The 17578-nt window shown below is 64.6% G+C and carries 16 protein-coding genes; 12 read left to right on the top strand and 4 right to left on the bottom strand.

Annotated features, from left to right (window positions below; genetic code table 11):
* The first annotated feature begins 3 nt into the window (after positions 1-3).
* The 10 genes from denD to AC5ZGW_RS17715 all read left to right on the top strand — a co-directional run bounded on the left by denD (position 4) and on the right by AC5ZGW_RS17715 (position 9246).
* Positions 4-990, top strand: a complete 987-nt coding sequence (gene denD / locus AC5ZGW_RS17760) for a D-erythronate dehydrogenase (RefSeq protein WP_130227804.1) — start codon at positions 4-6, stop codon at positions 988-990.
* A 21-nt stretch (positions 991-1011) separates the two neighbouring features.
* The gene (locus AC5ZGW_RS17755; RefSeq protein WP_463328256.1) at positions 1012-1980 is read left to right on the top strand and encodes a sugar kinase; all 969 of its coding nucleotides are present in this window, start codon (positions 1012-1014) and stop codon (positions 1978-1980) included.
* On the top strand, positions 1977-2624 hold the full coding sequence (gene eda, locus AC5ZGW_RS17750) for a bifunctional 4-hydroxy-2-oxoglutarate aldolase/2-dehydro-3-deoxy-phosphogluconate aldolase (RefSeq protein ID WP_130231089.1): 648 nt from the start codon (positions 1977-1979) through the stop codon (positions 2622-2624). Before AC5ZGW_RS17755 ends, eda begins: the two co-directional genes overlap by 4 nt.
* A 54-nt stretch (positions 2625-2678) precedes the next feature.
* Positions 2679-3845 carry an acetyl-CoA acetyltransferase gene (locus tag AC5ZGW_RS17745; protein WP_130231087.1) on the top strand — a complete coding sequence of 389 codons (1167 nt, stop codon included), beginning with the start codon at positions 2679-2681 and terminating at the stop codon, positions 3843-3845.
* A gap of 157 nt (positions 3846-4002) precedes the next feature.
* Complete coding sequence (locus AC5ZGW_RS17740) at positions 4003-4203, top strand: hypothetical protein (protein ID WP_027579670.1); 201 nt, start codon at positions 4003-4005, stop codon at positions 4201-4203.
* A gap of 130 nt (positions 4204-4333) precedes the next feature.
* The gene (locus AC5ZGW_RS17735) at positions 4334-5533 is read left to right on the top strand and encodes a CaiB/BaiF CoA transferase family protein (protein WP_028164610.1); all 1200 of its coding nucleotides are present in this window, start codon (positions 4334-4336) and stop codon (positions 5531-5533) included.
* Positions 5534-5544: 11 nt separating this feature from the next.
* Complete coding sequence (locus AC5ZGW_RS17730; RefSeq protein WP_130231085.1) at positions 5545-6711, top strand: acyl-CoA dehydrogenase family protein; 1167 nt, start codon at positions 5545-5547, stop codon at positions 6709-6711.
* Positions 6712-6850: 139 nt separating this feature from the next.
* On the top strand, positions 6851-7987 hold the full coding sequence (locus tag AC5ZGW_RS17725) for a thiolase family protein (protein ID WP_130231083.1): 1137 nt from the start codon (positions 6851-6853) through the stop codon (positions 7985-7987).
* Positions 7984-8343: a Zn-ribbon domain-containing OB-fold protein gene (locus AC5ZGW_RS17720; protein WP_130231081.1), complete on the top strand. Its 360-nt coding sequence runs from the start codon at positions 7984-7986 to the stop codon at positions 8341-8343. Before AC5ZGW_RS17725 ends, AC5ZGW_RS17720 begins: the two co-directional genes overlap by 4 nt.
* A 375-nt stretch (positions 8344-8718) precedes the next feature.
* A complete protein-coding gene (locus AC5ZGW_RS17715) occupies positions 8719-9246 on the top strand; it encodes a carboxymuconolactone decarboxylase family protein (RefSeq protein ID WP_130231079.1) in 528 nt (175 codons plus the stop codon).
* A gap of 203 nt (positions 9247-9449) precedes the next feature.
* Here AC5ZGW_RS17715 and glsA read toward each other — a convergent pair whose 3' ends face one another.
* The 4 genes from glsA to AC5ZGW_RS17695 all read right to left on the bottom strand — a co-directional run bounded on the left by glsA (position 9450) and on the right by AC5ZGW_RS17695 (position 14972).
* Positions 9450-11303 carry a glutaminase A gene (gene glsA, locus AC5ZGW_RS17710; RefSeq protein ID WP_130228317.1) on the bottom strand — a complete coding sequence of 618 codons (1854 nt, stop codon included), beginning with the start codon at positions 11301-11303 and terminating at the stop codon, positions 9450-9452.
* Between the two features lie 22 nt (positions 11304-11325).
* On the bottom strand, positions 11326-13401 hold the full coding sequence (locus tag AC5ZGW_RS17705; RefSeq protein ID WP_130228318.1) for a TRAP transporter permease: 2076 nt from the start codon (positions 13399-13401) through the stop codon (positions 11326-11328).
* A 47-nt stretch (positions 13402-13448) separates the two neighbouring features.
* Complete coding sequence (locus AC5ZGW_RS17700) at positions 13449-14594, bottom strand: TAXI family TRAP transporter solute-binding subunit (RefSeq protein ID WP_130228319.1); 1146 nt, start codon at positions 14592-14594, stop codon at positions 13449-13451.
* A 156-nt stretch (positions 14595-14750) separates the two neighbouring features.
* Positions 14751-14972: an acyl-CoA carboxylase biotin carboxyl carrier protein subunit gene (locus tag AC5ZGW_RS17695; RefSeq protein ID WP_028164618.1), complete on the bottom strand. Its 222-nt coding sequence runs from the start codon at positions 14970-14972 to the stop codon at positions 14751-14753.
* Positions 14973-15105: 133 nt separating this feature from the next.
* On the opposite strand from AC5ZGW_RS17695, the gene AC5ZGW_RS17690 reads away from it, so the two are divergent.
* Positions 15106-16080: an IclR family transcriptional regulator gene (locus AC5ZGW_RS17690; protein ID WP_130228320.1), complete on the top strand. Its 975-nt coding sequence runs from the start codon at positions 15106-15108 to the stop codon at positions 16078-16080.
* Positions 16010-17569, top strand: coding sequence for an acyl-CoA carboxylase subunit beta (locus tag AC5ZGW_RS17685; RefSeq protein WP_130228321.1), 1560 nt, complete (start codon positions 16010-16012; stop codon positions 17567-17569). Before AC5ZGW_RS17690 ends, AC5ZGW_RS17685 begins: the two co-directional genes overlap by 71 nt.
* Positions 17570-17578: the final 9 nt, after the last annotated feature.

The following is a 17578-nucleotide window of genomic DNA, read 5'->3' as shown; positions in this document are numbered from 1 at the left end:
GTCTTGCACGTTCTGATTCTCGGCGCCGCCGGCATGGTCGGCCGCAAATTGACCGACCGACTGCTGCGCGACGGCCGCCTCGGCAAGCAGGACATCACCAGGATGACCCTGCAGGACGTGGTCGAGCCTGCAAGGCCGGCCAACGCCTCGATCCCGGTCACGGTTGTGGCGTCCGACTTCGCCGATGCCGGCGCCGCGGCGCCATTGATCGCCGAGAGGCCCGACGTGATCTTCCATCTCGCCGCGATCGTGTCCGGCGAGGCGGAGGCTGACTTCGACAAGGGCTACCGCATCAATCTCGACGGCACGCGCTACCTGATCGACGCCATCCGCGCGGTCGGCGGCGGCTACAAGCCGCGGCTGGTGTTCACGTCCTCGATCGCCGTGTTCGGCGCCCCGTTCCCGGAAAAGATCGGCGATGAATTCTTCCACACGCCGCTGACGAGCTACGGCACGCAAAAGTCGATCTGCGAGCTTCTGATCAACGACTATACCCGCAAGGGCCTGTTCGACGGCATCAGCATCCGCCTGCCGACGATCTGCGTCCGGCCGGGCCGGCCGAACAAGGCGGCGTCGGGCTTCTTCTCCAACATCATGCGCGAGCCGCTCGCCGGCGAGGAGGCGATCCTGCCGGTGTCCGAGGACGTGCGGCATTGGCATGCCTCGCCGCGGTCGGCGGTCGGCTTCCTCGTGCATGCCGGGACCATGGACCTCAATGCCATCGGCCCGCGCCGCAACCTCAGCATGCCCGGGCTCTCCGCCACTGTCGGCGAGCAGATCGCAGCACTCGAGCGCGTCGCCGGCAAGAACGTCACGGCGCGGATCAAGCGGGTGCCGGATCCGACCATCATCGGCATCGTCTCCGGCTGGCCACGCGACTTCGTCACCGACCGCGCGCTGAAGCTCGGCTTCACCACGGCCGAGAAGACCTTCGACGACATCATCCGGATTCATATCGAGGACGAGCTCGGCGGCAAGTTTGCAGCCTAGCTTTCCCTTCGGAGTGCGGTCATGACGCGGGTAGCCTCTATCGGCGAATGCATGATCGAGTTGAGGCAGGCGCAAGGCGGAGCCCAAAGCGGGCACCACGGCGGCCTCTACTCCCGGGGTTACGGCGGTGACACCCTCAACACCGCCGTCTATCTCGCGCGCCTTGGCGTCGACGTCGACTACATCACGGCGCTCGGCGACGATGCGTTGAGCGAAGAGATGATCGCCACCTGGAAGGCCGAGGGCGTCGGCACCAAGCGCGTCGCCCGGCTCGCGGGTAAATTGCCGGGCCTCTATCTGATCCAGACGGATGAGAAGGGCGAACGGAAATTCTTCCATTGGCGCGAGAACTCGGCCGCGCGCAAGCTGATGCATTTGCCGGAGACTGAGGATCTCCTCAATTCACTCGCGACCTACGACCTCGTCTATCTCTCCGCTATCACGCTCTCGATCTATGACGATTACGGGCGAGGGCGGTTGATGACGGCCTTGAAGCGTGCGCGCCTGCTTGGCACGCGCTTCGCGTTCGATACCAATTTCCGCGCCCGCGGCTGGCCCGACCTGGCCGAGGCGCGCAGCGCCTATAGCGCGGCGTTTGAGGCGGCCGACATCGTGCTCGCCTCGACCGAGGATTTGTTGCCGCTCTATCCGGGCGAGGGCACCGAGGCGCTGCTCGCGGGCATTCCGAGCCCGGAAGTGGTGCTGAAGCTGTCAGAGCCGGCCTGCGTGCTGCGCTTTTCCGGCGGATCGCGGGAGGTGAGGGCCGAGCCGGTGACCCAGCCGGTTATCGACACCACCGCCGCGGGCGATAGTTTCGCGGCCGCCTACCTTACGGCCCGGCTTTCCGGCGCCGAGCCGCCGGAAGCCGCGCGCGCGGGCCACCGTCTGGCCGGCGTCGTGGTGTGCTATCCCGGCGCGATCATTCCGCGCTATGCCATGCCGCCGAAGAAAGTGCCGCGGCCGCCGAGTTCGCGCAGGGTTTCGCAATGACATCAGCCAAACAGGAAACGCTGGTCACGCTGTTCAGCCAGGCCAAGGTCATCCCCGTCCTCACCATCGAGCGGCGAGAGGATGCGGTGCCGCTGGCGCGCGCCCTGGTCGCCGGCGGGGTGGTCACCCTTGAGGTCACTTTGCGGACACCGGTCGCGATCGAGGCGGCAAAGGCGATCATGGCCGAGGTGCCGGACGCGATCGTCGGCATCGGCACGATCCTGAGCCCTGATGATCTGGCCCGCGCCGAGTCGCTCGGCGCCAAATTTGGGATCAGCCCAGGCGCGACGCCCGAGCTCCTGACGGCGGCCGCGGCAAGCAGCCTGCCATTCGCGCCGGGGATCGCGACCGCATCCGAATTGATGCAGGCGCTGGCGCACGGCTTCGATCTCGCAAAATTCTTCCCTGCGGAATCGTCAGGCGGTATCAAAGCACTTCGGGGGCTGGCCGGGCCGTTCCCGAATGCGCGGTTCTGCCCGACCGGCGGCGTCGGGGAAGCCAATGCCGCCACCTGGCTGGCGGAGCCCAATGTGGTCGCGGTCGGTGGGTCCTGGCTCTGCCCGCCCGCGGAGGTCAGGTCCAACAATTGGGCCGGCATAACCGCCATGTGCGACCGCACCCTGAAATCGCTGAAAGCCGGGTGAAGTCCGGTTACGGATCAGCTACAAGCGATCAGGAACATTTTTGGGAGAACGGCCATGACAGCCAGCATCGTGGGGTGGGCCCACACGCCTTTCGGCAAATTCGACGCGGAGACGGTTGAAAGCCTGGTGGTGCGCGTCGCCCACGAGGCGCTGACCGATGCCGGCATTTCGGCCGGCGACGTTGACGAGATCGTGCTGGGACATTTCAACGCAGGCTTCTCGCCGCAGGATTTCACGGCCTCGCTGGTGCTGCAAGCCGATCCGCAGTTCCGTTTCAAGCCGGCCACGCGCGTCGAGAACGCCTGCGCGACCGGTTCTGCCGCTGTGCACCAGGGAATCCGCGCCATCCAGACCGGCGCTAAATTCGTGCTGGTGGTCGGCGTCGAGCAGATGACGCGGACGCCGGGGCCGGAGATCGGCCGCAACCTGTTGAAGGCGTCCTATTTGCCGGAAGATGGCGACACCGTTGGCGGTTTTGCCGGCGTGTTCGGCAAGATCGCGCAGGCCTATTTCCAGAAATATGGCGACCAGTCCGATGCCCTGGCGCTGATCGCCGCCAAGAACCACAAGAACGGCGTCGCCAACCCTTACGCGCAGATGCGCAAGGATTTCGGCTTCGAGTTCTGCCGCGCCGAGAGCGACAAGAACCCGTTCGTCGCCGGCCCCTTGAAGCGCACCGACTGCTCGCTGGTGTCGGATGGCGCCGCCGCGCTGGTGCTGACGGATGCGGAGACCGCCAAGACCATGGGCAAGGCGGTGAACTTCCGCGCCACCGCCCATGCGCAGGACTTCCTGCCGATGTCCAAGCGCGACATCCTGCAGTTCGAGGGCTGCACGGTGGCCTGGCAGCGCGCGCTGGAGCAGGCCGGCGCCAGGCTGTCCGATCTCTCCTTTGTCGAGACCCATGACTGCTTCACCGTCGCCGAGTTGATCGAGTATGAAGCGATGGGCCTGACGCCGCGCGGGCAGGGCGCCCGTGCGATCAAGGAGGGCTGGACGCTGAAGGACGGCAAGCTGCCGATCAATCCGTCCGGCGGGCTCAAGGCCAAGGGCCATCCGATCGGCGCCACCGGCGTCTCCATGCATGTGATGAGCGCGATGCAGCTCACGGGACAGGCGCCCGAGGGTATGCAGTTGAAGAATCCCGAGCTCGCCGGCATCTTCAACATGGGCGGCGCCGCGGTTGCGAATTACGTTTCGCTGCTGGAGCCGGCGAAGTAGGCTGTAGGCGAAGCGGGCTGCGGTAGCCGTAGGGTGGGTAGAGCACAGCGAAACCCACCATCTTCGCCCTGGGTCGTCATTGATGGGTTTCGCTGCGCTCTACCCATCCTACGGGATCACCGCGGTATGCCGCGGCGCAGACTTCGGAGCGTGTATCATGGGTAACGAAAGCTCGTTGTCGCTGGACGAACTCAACGACCGTATCGCGATTCTTGAAGACAACATCAGGCAACTTATCGAGCAGGCCGCTGCGGCATCCGGCGAGCAGAACGAGGCGCGCATTGCGGACCGCATCAGCCAGCAGAATGACGAGCTCGAGCGGCTGATGAAGGAGCGCGACGCGCGATCGACAAGATAATCCGCTACCCATCGCGCATACGCCCATACGCGCTGCGCGCCTTGATCTTGCGGACGCCCTGCCGTTACTAGGTCCCCGGAAGCGATAACGCGGCCGTGATTGGCTGCCTTTCTGAGAGGATGACGAGGCTATGGGACCGCTGGATGGCATCAAGGTCGTGGACATGACGACCGTGTTGATGGGGCCGTATGCGACCCAGACGCTCGGCGACTACGGTGCCGATGTCATCAAGGTGGAATCGCCCGACGGCGACGTCACGCGTCAGATCGGCCCGACCCGCCATGCCGGCATGGGCCCGGTGTACCTCAACACCAACCGCAGCAAACGCTCGATCTGCCTCGACTTGAAGAAGCCGGCCGGCCGCGAGGCCGTGTTGCGCCTGATCGCCAAGGCTGACGTGCTCGTCTACAATGTGCGCCCGCAGGCGATGGCGCGATTGCAGCTCGGCTACGACGTCGTCTCCAAGATCAATCCGCGGCTGATCTATGCAGGTGTGTTCGGTTTCGGCCAGGACGGACCGTATGCCGCCAAGCCCGCCTATGACGACCTGATCCAGGGCGCGACCGCGCTGCCGGCGCTGATGGCGCAGACCTCGGACGGCGTGCCGCGCTACGTACCGAACGCGCTGGTCGATCGCATCGTGGGATTGACCGCGGTCGGCGCGATCTGCGCAAGCCTCGTGCATCGCGACAAGACCGGGCAGGGACAGCGCGTCGACATCCCGATGTTCGAGACCATGGCCGGCTTCGTCATGGGCGATCATATGGGCGGCCTCACCTACGATCCGCCGCTCGACCGCGGCGGCTACAAGCGGCACCTGTCGCCGGACCGGCGTCCCTACAAGACGAGCGACGGCTATATTTGCGTGATCGTCTACAACGACAAGCAGTGGGACAATTTCTTCACCGCGATCGGGCGCGACGATCTGCGCGGGGATTCGCGATTTGCGACCTTCGCCGGCCGCGCCGCCAATATCGATTGCGTCTACGCCGAGCTTGCGCGCATCCTCAAGACCAAGACCACCGCGGAGTGGAACGAGATTCTCGAGAAGGCCGACGTGCCGGTCATGCCGATGCACGATCTTGAGACCCTGTTGCAGGACCCGCACATCGTTGCAACCGATGTGTTTCCGGTCATCGAGCATCCGACCGAAGGTCGCATCCGCAGCATGAAGGTCTCGGCGCGCTGGTCGGAGACGACAGCCGAGCCGAAGCGGCTGGCGCCGCGGCTCGGCGAGCACAGCGTGGAGGTCCTGCGGGAGGCTGGTTTCTCCGCAAGTGAGATCGCCGCCATGCTCCGGGACGGCGTCACCAAGACACTCGACAACTAGGACAGAGACAGATGGATTTTGCGCTCTCGGCCAATCAGGAATCCATCCGCGATGCTGTGGCAAAAATCTGTGCGCGCTTTGACGACGCCTATTGGCTGAAGAAGGACAAGGAGGGCGGCTACCCCGCCGACTTCCACCGTGCACTGGCCGAGGCGGGCTGGCTCGGCATCTGCATCCCCGAGGAATATGGCGGCTCCGGGCTCGGCATCACGGATGCTGCGATCATGATGCGCACGATCTCGGAGTCCGGCGCCGGCATGTCGGGCGCGTCAGCCGTGCATATGAACGTGTTCGGGCTCAATCCGGTGGTCGTGTTCGGCACCAAGGAGCAATGCCAGCGCATGCTGCCGCCGATCATCGATGGCCGCGACAAGTCCTGCTTTGCGGTGACCGAGCCGAACACCGGGCTCAACACCACCCAGCTCAAGACCCGCGCGGTGCGCAAGGGCGACAAATACATCGTCAACGGCCAGAAGGTCTGGATCTCGACCGCGCAGGTCGCCAACAAGATCCTGCTGCTGGCGCGCACGACGCCCCTGGAAGAAGTGCGGACGCCGACGCAGGGCCTGAGCCTGTTCTATACCGATTTCGACAAGAAGCGCGTCACCGTGCACGAGATCGAGAAGATGGGCCGCAAGCCCGTCGATTCCAATGAATTGTTCTTCGAGAATTTCGAGATTCCGATCGAGGATCGCCTCGGCGAGGAGGGCCGCGGCTTCGAATATATTCTGCACGGCATGAATCCGGAGCGCATCCTGATCGCGGCCGAAGCGGTCGGGCTGGGCAAGGTCGCGCTGTCGCGCGCGCAGGCCTATGCCAAGAGCCGCATCGTGTTCAACCGCCCGATCGGCATGAACCAGGCGATCCAGCATCCGCTCGCCAAATGCTGGATGGAGCTGGAGGCCGCGTGGCTGATGGTGCTGTCGGCCGGATGGCACTACGACCAGGGCCTGCCTTGCGGGCCCGCCGCCAATTCGGCGAAGTTCCTCGCCGCCGAAGCCGGCTTCCGTGCCTGCGAGCAGGCGGTGATGACCCATGGCGGCTTTGGCTATGCCAAGGAGTATCATGTCGAGCGTTACCTGCGGGAATCCCTGATCCCGCGCATCGCCCCGATCAGCCCGCAGCTCATCCTGAGTTTCATCGCCGAGAAGGTGCTCGGGCTGCCGAAGTCGTATTGAGGATGGCCGCGATGATTCACCCTGTCATTCCGGGGCGACGCGAAGCGGCGAGCCCGGAATCCATCGGGCCGCATGCGAGGAGGTGCGATGGATTCCGGGCTCGCGTCTTCGACGCGCCCCGGAATGACGGAGAGCGACCATGAGCTTCATCACCGGCGTCGGGCTCACCTCGTTCGGCAAGCACGAAGGCTCATCCTCGCTCGATCTCATGAGCAAGGCGGCTGAGCTTGCAATTTCGGACGCCGGCGTGAGGCGATCGGAGATCGATGGCATCCTGTGCGGCTATTCCACAGTCTCGCCGCATATCATGCTCGCGACCGTGTTCGCCGAGCATTTCGGCATCCGCCCGTCCTATGCCCATGCCGTGCAGGTCGGCGGCGCCACCGGGCTCGCGATGACCATGCTGGCGCATCATCTCGTCGATGCCGGCGTGGCGAAGCATGTGCTTGTGGTCGGCGGCGAGAACAGGCTGACCGGCCAGAGCCGCGACGCTTCGATCCAGGCGCTCGCCCAAGTCGGTCATCCCGATTACGAAGTGCCGCTGGGTCCGACCATCCCCGCCTACTACGGCCTCGTTGCTTCGCGCTACATGCACGAATACGGCGTCACCGAGGAAGACCTTGCCGAATTCGCGGTGCTGATGCGCAAGCACGCGCTGAGCCATCCCGGCGCGCAATTCCACGACCCGATCACGGTCGCTGACGTGATGGCTTCAAAGCCGGTAGCGAAACCGCTGAAGCTGCTCGATTGCTGCCCGGTCTCCGACGGCGGCGCGGCTTTCGTGATCAGCCGCGAGCGGACCAGCGACATCGGCGTGCGCATCCGCGGCTGTGCGCAGGCGCATACGCATCAGCATGTCACCGCCGCGCCGGCTTTGAGTGAACTCGGCGCCGAGATCGCGATCGCCAAGGCCAAGGCGGTCTCCAGCGTTGCGATCTCCGATGTGCGCTATGCCGCGGTCTACGACAGCTTCACCATCACGCTTGCGATGCTGCTCGAAGATCTCGGCCTGGCCAAGCGCGGCGAGGCAGCCGCGCGCGTGCGTGCGGGTTACTTCAATCAGGACGGCGAGATGCCGCTCAACACCCATGGCGGTCTCCTGAGCTACGGCCATTGCGGCGTCGGCGGCGCGATGGCGCATCTGGTCGAGACGCATCTGCAGATGACCGGGCGAGCCGGCAACCATCAGGTCCGCGACGCCTCGATCGCGCTATTGCATGGCGATGGCGGCGTGCTGTCCTCGCATGTCAGCATGTTCCTGGAGCGGGTGCGATGAGCGGCAAGCCTGCAGACTGGACCAGCGGCGCGGAAGCGATCGTCTACCAATCCTGCACCGCTTGCGGCGCTGTGCAATATTTCCGCCGCAGCTTTTGCGCCGCCTGCGGCGCGCCCGATCCGCAGGAAAAGCGCGCCAGCGGGATAGGGACGGTCTACGCGACCTCGCTGGTCTGCCGCGCCGCGACGCCCGAGACACGCGCGCATGTGCCCTACAACATCGTGCTGGTCGACACCGCCGAAGGTTTCCGCATGATGGCCCACGGCGAGAATGATCTTGCGATCGGCGACAAGGTGACCGCGCGGTTTGCGCAGTTCGCGGGCCGCGTGGTGCCGTATTTTGAAAAGGTTAGATGATCGCGGTCACCGCCAATAGAGCACAATGCTGGCGATGACGACCATTGCCGTCACCGCCAGCATTTGCGCGAGCGCCTCCGAGGCCGCCCTCCTGGTGGCTTCCTTCATGCCTGTCTCCCTAGACTTGGGCGTGACTCATCGTGGCGCGGAATCCGCGCAAGCGACGGCCTTTTAGATTGGTACTCTCGGAACACCCCGCGTCGGACATTCGCTCCGATTGAGTCCCCACTCGGCGAATATCGACGGTAGCAGGGTCGGTCAGCATTGCGGCGGCATTTTGACTCGGCTGTGTTGCTCCTGCGTCAAGCGGCGGATAGTGTTTTGAAACTTAACGGAACCGAAGCAAATCGAGAAGAAAGAACGAGACGGAAAAGAATGGCCCGCATCGAATACAGCGATCCCGCCAAAGCCAGCGATCGCACCCGTGAAATCCTCGACAAGAATCGCAACGCCAACATCTTCCGCATGATGGCGCATTCGCCCAGTTATTTTGAGCAATATTGCCGGCTCGGTGGCGCGATCCGACACAGAGGCGAGCTTGATCCTGTTGTCCGCGAGCTTGCGATCACCCGCACCGGCATCCTGTGCGAAGCTCCTTACGAAATCGTCGCGCATAAACGGATCGGCAAGAATGTCGGCGTCACCGACGAACAGAACGAAGCGTTGGAGAATTGGCAGTCCGCCACCTGCTTCAACGACGTGCAGCGCGCCGCGCTCGCTTTCACTGATGAGATCGTCAAGCTGAAGAAACCGACGGACGCCACCTTCAAGGCGATCGCCTCGAAGCTCTCGCCAGCCGCGCTCGTCGAATTGCAGCTCTCGGTCGGCTTCTACATCATGACCTCGAAATTCCTCGAGACGTTCGAGATCGACCTGCAGCCGGTCACGGAAGTGGTGGGTTGATCGAGCTGCCGCCGCGCTCTTCTTCGCCTCGCCCCGCGCGCGGGGAGAGGCCGGATCGCATCGAAGATGCGATCCGGGTGAGGGGCTGCTTCTGCGAATAAAGCTATCACCATCTTCGCGGAAGCGGCCCCTCACCCTAACCCTCTCCCCGCGAAGAGCGGGGAGAGGGAACTGGGAAGGCCCGCGCGCGGGGAGAAGGGACTCTACGTCGCCGTCAGCAGATCGACCTTCGCGTTTGCGACGATCAGCCGGTCGGCGAGCAGTTGCGCGAGGTTGCGCATGATCCGCTCGCCGGCGCGCGGGTGCTGCTTGCGGAACCGTTCGAAGTCGCGCAGCGGGATTTCCCAGGCGGTCGCGGCCTGGTCCGCCAGCACGTCGGCGGAACGGATGGGCTCGATCAGCGCCATCTCGCCGAACGCCATGCCGGCGGTGAGCGTCGCCAGGCGGACGCCGTCGGGCAGGGTGACGTGCACGACACCGCTGCGCAGGAAGAACAGCGAGCCAGCGGGATCGCCGGCGGAGATGATCTTCTCGCCGGAGCGGTAGGTGTGGGTCGAAGCGAGCGACGCGAGGTCGGTCAGCTCTTCCGCGCTCAATCCGGCCAGCAGCGGCTGCTCGGACAATTCCGCGGTCTCGAAGAAATCGATCGAGCCGCCATAGCGATAGACGATCTGGTCCTCCGCCCATTCGATTGCGGTATCGAGCAGGTAGAAGTCCCTGATGTTGCCGAGCTTGGCCGTCCACTCGCGCAGCGTCTTCCATTCCGTCGATGAGCGTTTGATTCCGGACAGGATCACGGTGACGCCGAGCGCGGCCAGTTCCTCGAAGGCCTCGGCGACCAGCCGCGCGCCGGCACGGGTGGTGGAGGTGACGCGGTGCAGGTCGAACACGACGAATTGCGGCCGCCGCTCCGAGGCCATCCGCCGCGACACGTAATCGACCGCGGAAAGCGACAGCGTGCCGACCAGTTCGATGATCCGCACCTCCTCGTGATGGGCCGCGAGGATATCGCGCTCATGCGGGCGGCGGACGCGCCGCGACGGGCTCTTGCCGATATTGTAGTCGGCGATGATGCTGGTGCGCGCATCGTCGCTGCGGTTGAGCATATGCAGGTCGTAATGCGAGGACAGCGCCTCGCAGACCTTGATGCCGCGCACGCTGTTGCCGTGCTTGTCGAGCTTGGGCGAATAGCTGCCGAGCCCGAGTCGGGCGGGCAGCGCGGCCAGAATGCCGCCGCCGACGCCGCTCTTGGCGGGGATGCCGACGCGATAGATCCATTCGCCGGCGAAATCGTACATGCCCGACGAGGTCATCACCGAGAGCGTGCGCGAGATCGCATACGGCGTCATCACCTGCTTGCCGGTCACCGGATTGATGCCGCGATTGGCAAGCGTTGCCGCCATGATCGCGATATCGCGCGCGGTCACCAGCACCGCGCATTGCCGGAAATAGACATCCAGCACGGAGGCGACGTCGTCCTTGATCACCGCATTGGTGCGCAGGAGATAGCCGATCGCCCGATTGCGGTCCCCGGTCGTGCTTTCGGAAAGATAGACGGCCTCGTCGAGCGCGAGCTCGCGCCCGGCGAAGCGGCCGAGCGCCTGCCGGATATAGTCGAAGGCGGCATCGCCCTTGGCCTCATGGATCAGCCCGGTGCAGGCGATGGCGCCGGCATTGACCATCGGGTTGAAGGGATGGTTCTCCGCATTCAGCCGGATCGAGTTGAAAGGATCGCCCGACGGCTCGACGCCGATCGCGCTTTCCACCCGCGCCGCCCCCAGCGTGTCCAGCGCCAGCGCGAACACGAAGGGTTTGGACATCGACTGGATGGTGAAGGGCACCTTGGTGTCGCCGACCTCGTAGACGTGACCGTCGAGGGTGGCGAGGCTGATGCCGAAATGGGCAGGGTCGGCCTTGCCGAGCTCGGGGATGTAATCGGCGACGGCGCCACCGGTCTCGGCGGCGAACTCGTCGTGGCATGACTGCAGGAACCGCAGCAGAGGCGGTCTTGAGCGGGTCCAGGCGGTGGCGCTGGAAGGAGGCGGCTCGGGTTTCATCGCCTCCTGTTGTGCAACGCAATCAGGGGGCGCGCAACTGGTTCGGTATGAGCGCCTGCCGCCGGACCAGCAGCAGCGCGATCAGGACCGTCGGCACCAGGATGCTAAGCCCGAGCAGCGTCACCTGCATCTGCGACAACGGGTTGATGCCGCCGCCGGGTGTCGCCACCACGAAGCCGCCGATCACGAGCAGCACCCGCAGCGGCCACTCCAGCGCGCCCGCGCGGCTGAGGTCGCCGACAAAGGCCTGATAGCCCTGGATGCCGCCGCAGATGAACAGCGTGCCGAAACCGGCAAGCGCCATCAGGCCGAGGCCGGCGAGATAGGGGGAAGGTCCCTGCAGCACCAGCGCCGGGTTCAGCACGAAGAAGAACGGGATGAAATAGATGATGCTGCCGACCCACATCGATTCCCACCCGGTTTTCATCGCCGGCGATCCGGCGATGCCGGCTGCGGCGAACGAAGCGATCGCGACCGGTGGGGTGATCGACGACAGCATGCCCCAGTAGAAGATGAACATGTGGACCGCCATCCGGTTGAGCCCGAGCTTCTCCAGCGCCGGCGCCACCAGGATAGCGAGGAAGATGTAGCAAGCCGTGGTGGTCAACCCGAGCCCCAGGATCAGGCTGGTGAAAGCGCACATCGCCAGCAGCAGAAACGCGTTGTCGCCAGCAAGCGTCAGCAGGTCGTTGGCGAGGCTCGAGACCACGCCGGTCATCGAGAATGCGCCGATCAGAAGCCCGCAGCCGGCGAGGATGCCGACCAGCTCCACGAAGGTGCGGCCATTGACTTCGAGGAATTTTGCGATCGTGGCTGGCGTCCAGCGCGTCTCCTTGGAGAAGAACTGGTTCAGCACGAGGAGCAACGCAGTGGCGTAGAACGGGGCGTGGCTCTCGCGCTTGAAGTAGAGCAACATCACGATCAGCAGCGCGATGACGAACACGTAGTACCAGCCCGACTTGAGGGTATCGATCACCCGCGGCAGCTCGGCCCGCGGAATGCCCCTCAGGCCATGACGCGCCGCATAGGAGTCCACCTGCATGAACAGGCCGATATAATAGAGCGCGGCGGGAATGATCGCGGCGACCGCGACCTCGGCGTAGCTGATGTTCAGGAACTGCGCGATCACGAAGGCGGTGGCGCCCATCACCGGCGGCGCCAGCACCGCGCCGGTCGAGGCGCAGGCCTCGATGGCGCCGGCATAGGAGGCGCGGAAGCCGCTGCGCTTCATCACCGGGATGGTCATGGTGCCGGCAGTGAGCACGTTGGAGATGATCGAGCCGGACATCATGCCGAGCAGTCCGCTCGCGAAGATGCAGACCTTCGCCGCCCCGCCGCGGAACGTGCCGCACAGCGCAAAGGCGATGTTGATGAAGAATTTTCCGGCACCCGTCATCATCAGCGCGGTGCCGAACACGAGGAAGCCGATCACGGTATCGGCAAAGGCCTGGATCGGAATCCCAAGCAGGCTCTCGCCCGAGAGCACATGATAGGCGGTGGCCTGGTCGAAGGTGAGTTCGGAGCCACGAAACGGCCCGAGCCATTTGGCCTCGGCAAACAGCGGATAGACTGTGAAGGGGAACACGCTGAGCAAGAGGCTCCAGCCGCCGGTGCGGCGCAGGGCCTCCATCAGCATCGCCCACATCACGACGCCTGCAATCAGGACGTTGCGCGGCGCGCCGTCGGATTCCCAGCCGTACTGCGCGGCCTTGCGGATGTTGAGCATCAGCCAGATCGCCGCAGCAAACGTCAGCACGAACAGGAGAAGGTCGTACCAGGGAATCCGGTCGAGCGGCGCGCTCCCCGTTCCCGGAAAGATCAGGAACGTGAACGGCAGCATCAGCGCGATCAGCAGATAGAAATATTCGGTGTTGAGCTGGGTGTAGCCGATCAGGAAGCGCAGCGAGAATTGCTGGTTGATGCAGAGCAGGATGGTGGCCGCGGTCGCGACCACCAGCGCCCAACGCCAGCCGCCGCGCAAGCTGCGCACGCGCGTGACCTCGGCCTCCTGCATGTTGCCCGCCCCGGCATGGGGATCTTCGAACTCGATCCTCTTCGGCGGCGCGGCCACGGCGCTATCGAGCGGAGAAGCTGACATCAGGAGATCCCCACAATGGCGTTAGCTTGCAATGGAAGCTCGTGGCTTTATTCAAAGCCGTTCGACATGTTGGCCTTGGCAAGCGCTGCCGCGCGCGCCTTCATCCAGCCTTCCAGGAACGCCTTCTCGTCCGCGGGCGGATTGGACTTGCCATATTCCGTCCAGGCGGCGGTGAGCACGTCCTGGCGCTTGAACAGCGCGTTGTTGTGGGCCTCCTGCTGGTCGGTCCATTGGCCCGCTTCCTTCAGCGCCCTCACGGCGCCGGGATGCACCGGCGCGACCCAGTTCTTGGTCTGCCTATCGGCGGCAAGCCCGCTCGCGCCTGGCGCGGAATCCTTGTAGGCATCGTAGTTGACGATCATCGCCTTGGTGATGGCGTAAATCTGGTCCGCGGGCACGGATGCATAGGCGACGAAGATCGGGTAGGGGTAGTTTGCGAGGTTGAGCGGCTTCTCTGGCGAGATGCCGGCGCCACAGGTCGCGCGATGCGGGAAGAAGAACGAGCCGACCTTCTGCACCCGTTCCCATCCGGCCTTGTCGTCAGCTGGAAGCGGCGGCCAGATCAATCCGCGCGGCGAGGTCTCGGCTTCCTTTGCGGGCCCCGTAATGGTGGTGCCGAAGGCAGCGTCGGTGTCGTTGTTGATCAGGCCCTTCCACATCGCGCCATAGCTTGCGAATTCGACGGCCTTGACGTCGGACTGCTTGAGACCGCCGAAGGCGAGGATGGCGAGCGAGTTCTGGTTCAGCGCGGGCGAGCCGACCACGAAGCCGACGCGCTTGCCCCTGAGATCCTTGATGTCCTTGACGCCGATATCGGCGGCGACGCCGAGCGAGGCTGCATTGCAGTCGACCGTGGACAACAGGAGTTGCAGCGGCTGCGGCCCCCATTCCTTGGCGCCGAACTCGAACACGCCTTCCTGCGCGAAATAGGTGCCGGACCCCATCGCCGACATCACCGCGCGCTTGGCGCGCAGCGGCGCCAGCCGCGCCACGTCATTGCCCGCCGGCAGCACGCGGAGGTCGGTGCCGTATTTGTCCTTCATCATCTTGCCGACACCGACCGCGATGTTGAACCCCGCGGTTCCCGTGTCGTAGGCGGTCACGCCCATCGTCGGCGGCAGCTTGATGTCTTCGGCGAGCGAAGGTCCTGATACGAGTAGGGTGACGCCGAGCGCGAGCATACGACGGATCATGATTCCTCCCTGATGTTTCGCTACGCGAAACTTGTTGTTTGCGAGGATCATTGCATCGCATCGCGATGATGGCAACGGCGCACCGTTGGCGCGCACTGCCACCATCGTTGCATCACCGGACAGATTGTCGCGGATCGAGCCTTGAATGTGTGCGCGTCAGGTCTCGACGATGGCGACCGCCTGTCCTTCGGCGATCACGTCGTCGACGCTGACGAGGATCGACTTGACCGTGCCCGACGCGGTCGACGTCACCGGAATCTCCATCTTCATCGCCTCAACCAGCGCGACCTCGTCGCCATCTGCGATGCTGGCACCGGCCTCAACGGGTATTGCGCATACACGGCCGGCCACTTCGGTGATGATCTTGATATCTGGCATTCCACGCTCCCCATCCGTTTCGCGAAACGCATAGCGCTCTGCGAACGGCTTTTGTTGTGGCCGCACATTGCCTGAGGTAGCTTGTTCTGCAAGTGGAATTTTATTCCGTATGGCGGAATGGAGCCTATAACAAATGGGAAGACGCTCAGAGCGGCTTAGCCGCCAAGGAATGCTCGCCAGCGATCTCGCAGGCGAGGGCGACGTGATCCAGGTCGTGTCGCGCGCGTTTGATGTCCTCAGATGTTTCGAAGGACACGAAGCGCGGCTCGGTAATCTTGAAATATCGAATCGTTGCGGCCTGCCGCGATCGACGGTGTCGCGGCTCACGCACACGCTGACGCGGATGGGCCAGCTCGTCTATCTGCCGCGGGACCAGAAATATCGGATAGGTCCTAGCGCGGTGGCGATGAGCACCGCGATGATGAAGGGCCTGCAGCTCCGCAACCTGATCCGTCAGCGTCTGCAGGACGTCGCCGAGCAATTGCCCGGCACCGTCGGCTTCGTCATCCCCGATAGGTTCCAGCTCGTCTATCTCGAATACGCGCGCTCGGCGAACGCTCTCGGCCTGCACGAGGTCACCGGCAGCCGGATCTCAATGGCGACCACCGCTGCGGGCCACGCCTATACGGCTGCGCTCGAGCCCGAGGTCGGCGATGCCCTGATCGCGGAGATGGAGCGCGAGATTCCCGAAGGCGCGAAGCTGCTCAAGCCGCGCATCGAGGGCAATCGCCGCCTCTTGCGCGAGCACGGCTATGTCGTCGCCTGCGGCCTCTGGAGCCCGCACATCAACGGCGTCGCGGTGCCGCTATGGTCGCCGCAATACCAGACCTATGTCGTGACCACGATCGGCCTGTTGTCGGCGATGTATGACGAGAAGCGGCTGCACAAGGAGGTCGGGCCGCAAATGGTGCAGCTCGGCGCCGCGCTCGCCAGCCTGCTCGAAGGCGCCGACGCCAGCATCTTCAATAACCGGCTCGAGCGAAAACCTGTTCCGGCAGCCGTGAACCATAACAAGATCATAAAAGCGGAGGAAAGGAATGAACTGGAAGCCGGAACTCGACGAGCTCGCCCGGCGCGAAGCGTTCGCGCGGGAGATGGGAGGCGTTGAGAAGGTAAAACGACAGCGCGATCAAGGCCGGCTCACCGTTCGCGAGCGCATCGATAAGATTGTCGATCAGAAATCCTTTCACGAGATCGGCGCCATATCCGGCATCGCCGAATATGACGAGAACAACGAGCTCAAGCAGCTGACGCCCGCGAACTGCGTGTTCGGCCGCGCCAAGGTGGACGGCCGTCCGGTGGTCGTGGTCGGCGACGATTTCACCGTGCGCGGCGGCTCGGCTGATGCGTCGATCTCCGCCAAGCCGCTGATGGCGGAGGAGATGGCGCATGATTTCCGGTTGCCGATCATCCGCATGATCGAAGGCTCCGGCGGCGGCGGCTCGGTCAAGACGATCGAGACGCGCGGCGCAGCCAACCTGCCCGGCGGCGTCGGCGGCACGCGCTGGTACTGGTACACGACCGCGAACCTCGCGCGCGTGCCGGTCGTCGGTCTCGGGCTCGGCTCGGTCGCAGGCCTTGGCGCGGCGCGACTTGCGGCCACGCATTATTCGGTGATGACCAAGAACTCTGCGATGTTCGTCGCGGGCCCGCCGGTGGTGAAGCGGCTCGGGCAGGATCTGACCAAGCAGGAGCTCGGCGGCGCCGACATCCAGACCCGCGCCGGCGCGATCGATCAGGCAGTCGAGACCGAGGAGGAGGCGTTCGAGTGCGCGCGGCGCTTCCTCTCCTATCTGCCGCAATCGGTGTTCGAACTGCCGCCGACCATTCCCTGCACCGACGATCCTGAACGATCAGAGGAATCGCTGACGAAGGCGGTGCCGCGCAATCGCCGGCAGGTCTACAAGATGCGCCCGATCATCGACGCTGTCGTCGACAAGGGCTCGTTCTTCGAGGTGAGCGCCAATTTCGGCAAGCCGATCATTGTCGGCCTGGCGCGGCTCGAGGGCAGGGCGGTGCTGCTGCTGGCGAGCGATCCCTTCCACTATGGCGGCTCGTGGACCGCGGAAGCCTGCCAGAAGGTGGTGCGTTGGGTCGATTTCGCCGAGACCTTCCATCTGCCGGTGGTCTACCTGATGGACTGCCCCGGCTTCATGATCGGGCTGGAGGCAGAGAAGAGCGCGACCATCCGCCATGGCGTGCGCGCGATGGCGGCGGTCAACCAGAGCACCGTGCCCTGGTGCACGATCATCGTGCGCAACGCCTTCGGCGTCGCCGGCGTGGTGCACCAGCCGGCGAACCGCTTCTCGATGCGCTACGCCTGGCCGTCGGCCTATTGGGGCTCGCTGCCGCTGGAGGGCGGCATCGAGGCCGCCTACCGGGCCGACATCGAGGCAGCGCCCGATCCGGCGGCGAAGCTGAAGGAGATCGAGGACCGTCTGAACAAGCTGCGCTCGCCATTCCGCTCGGCCGAAAAATTCTGGGTGGAGGAGGTGATCGACCCCCGCAGGACGCGCTCGCTGCTCTGCGAATTCGCGCGTTTGGCTGAGCCGATCCGGACCGCGGGGCCGCCAGGCAACATGTCGACAAGGCCGTAGTTGCTGCCT

The organism is Bradyrhizobium sp. Crot121 (genome assembly GCF_059512385.1).
Note: the sequence above shows the minus strand (reverse complement) of the source record. Positions and strands in the feature narration are given on the sequence as shown.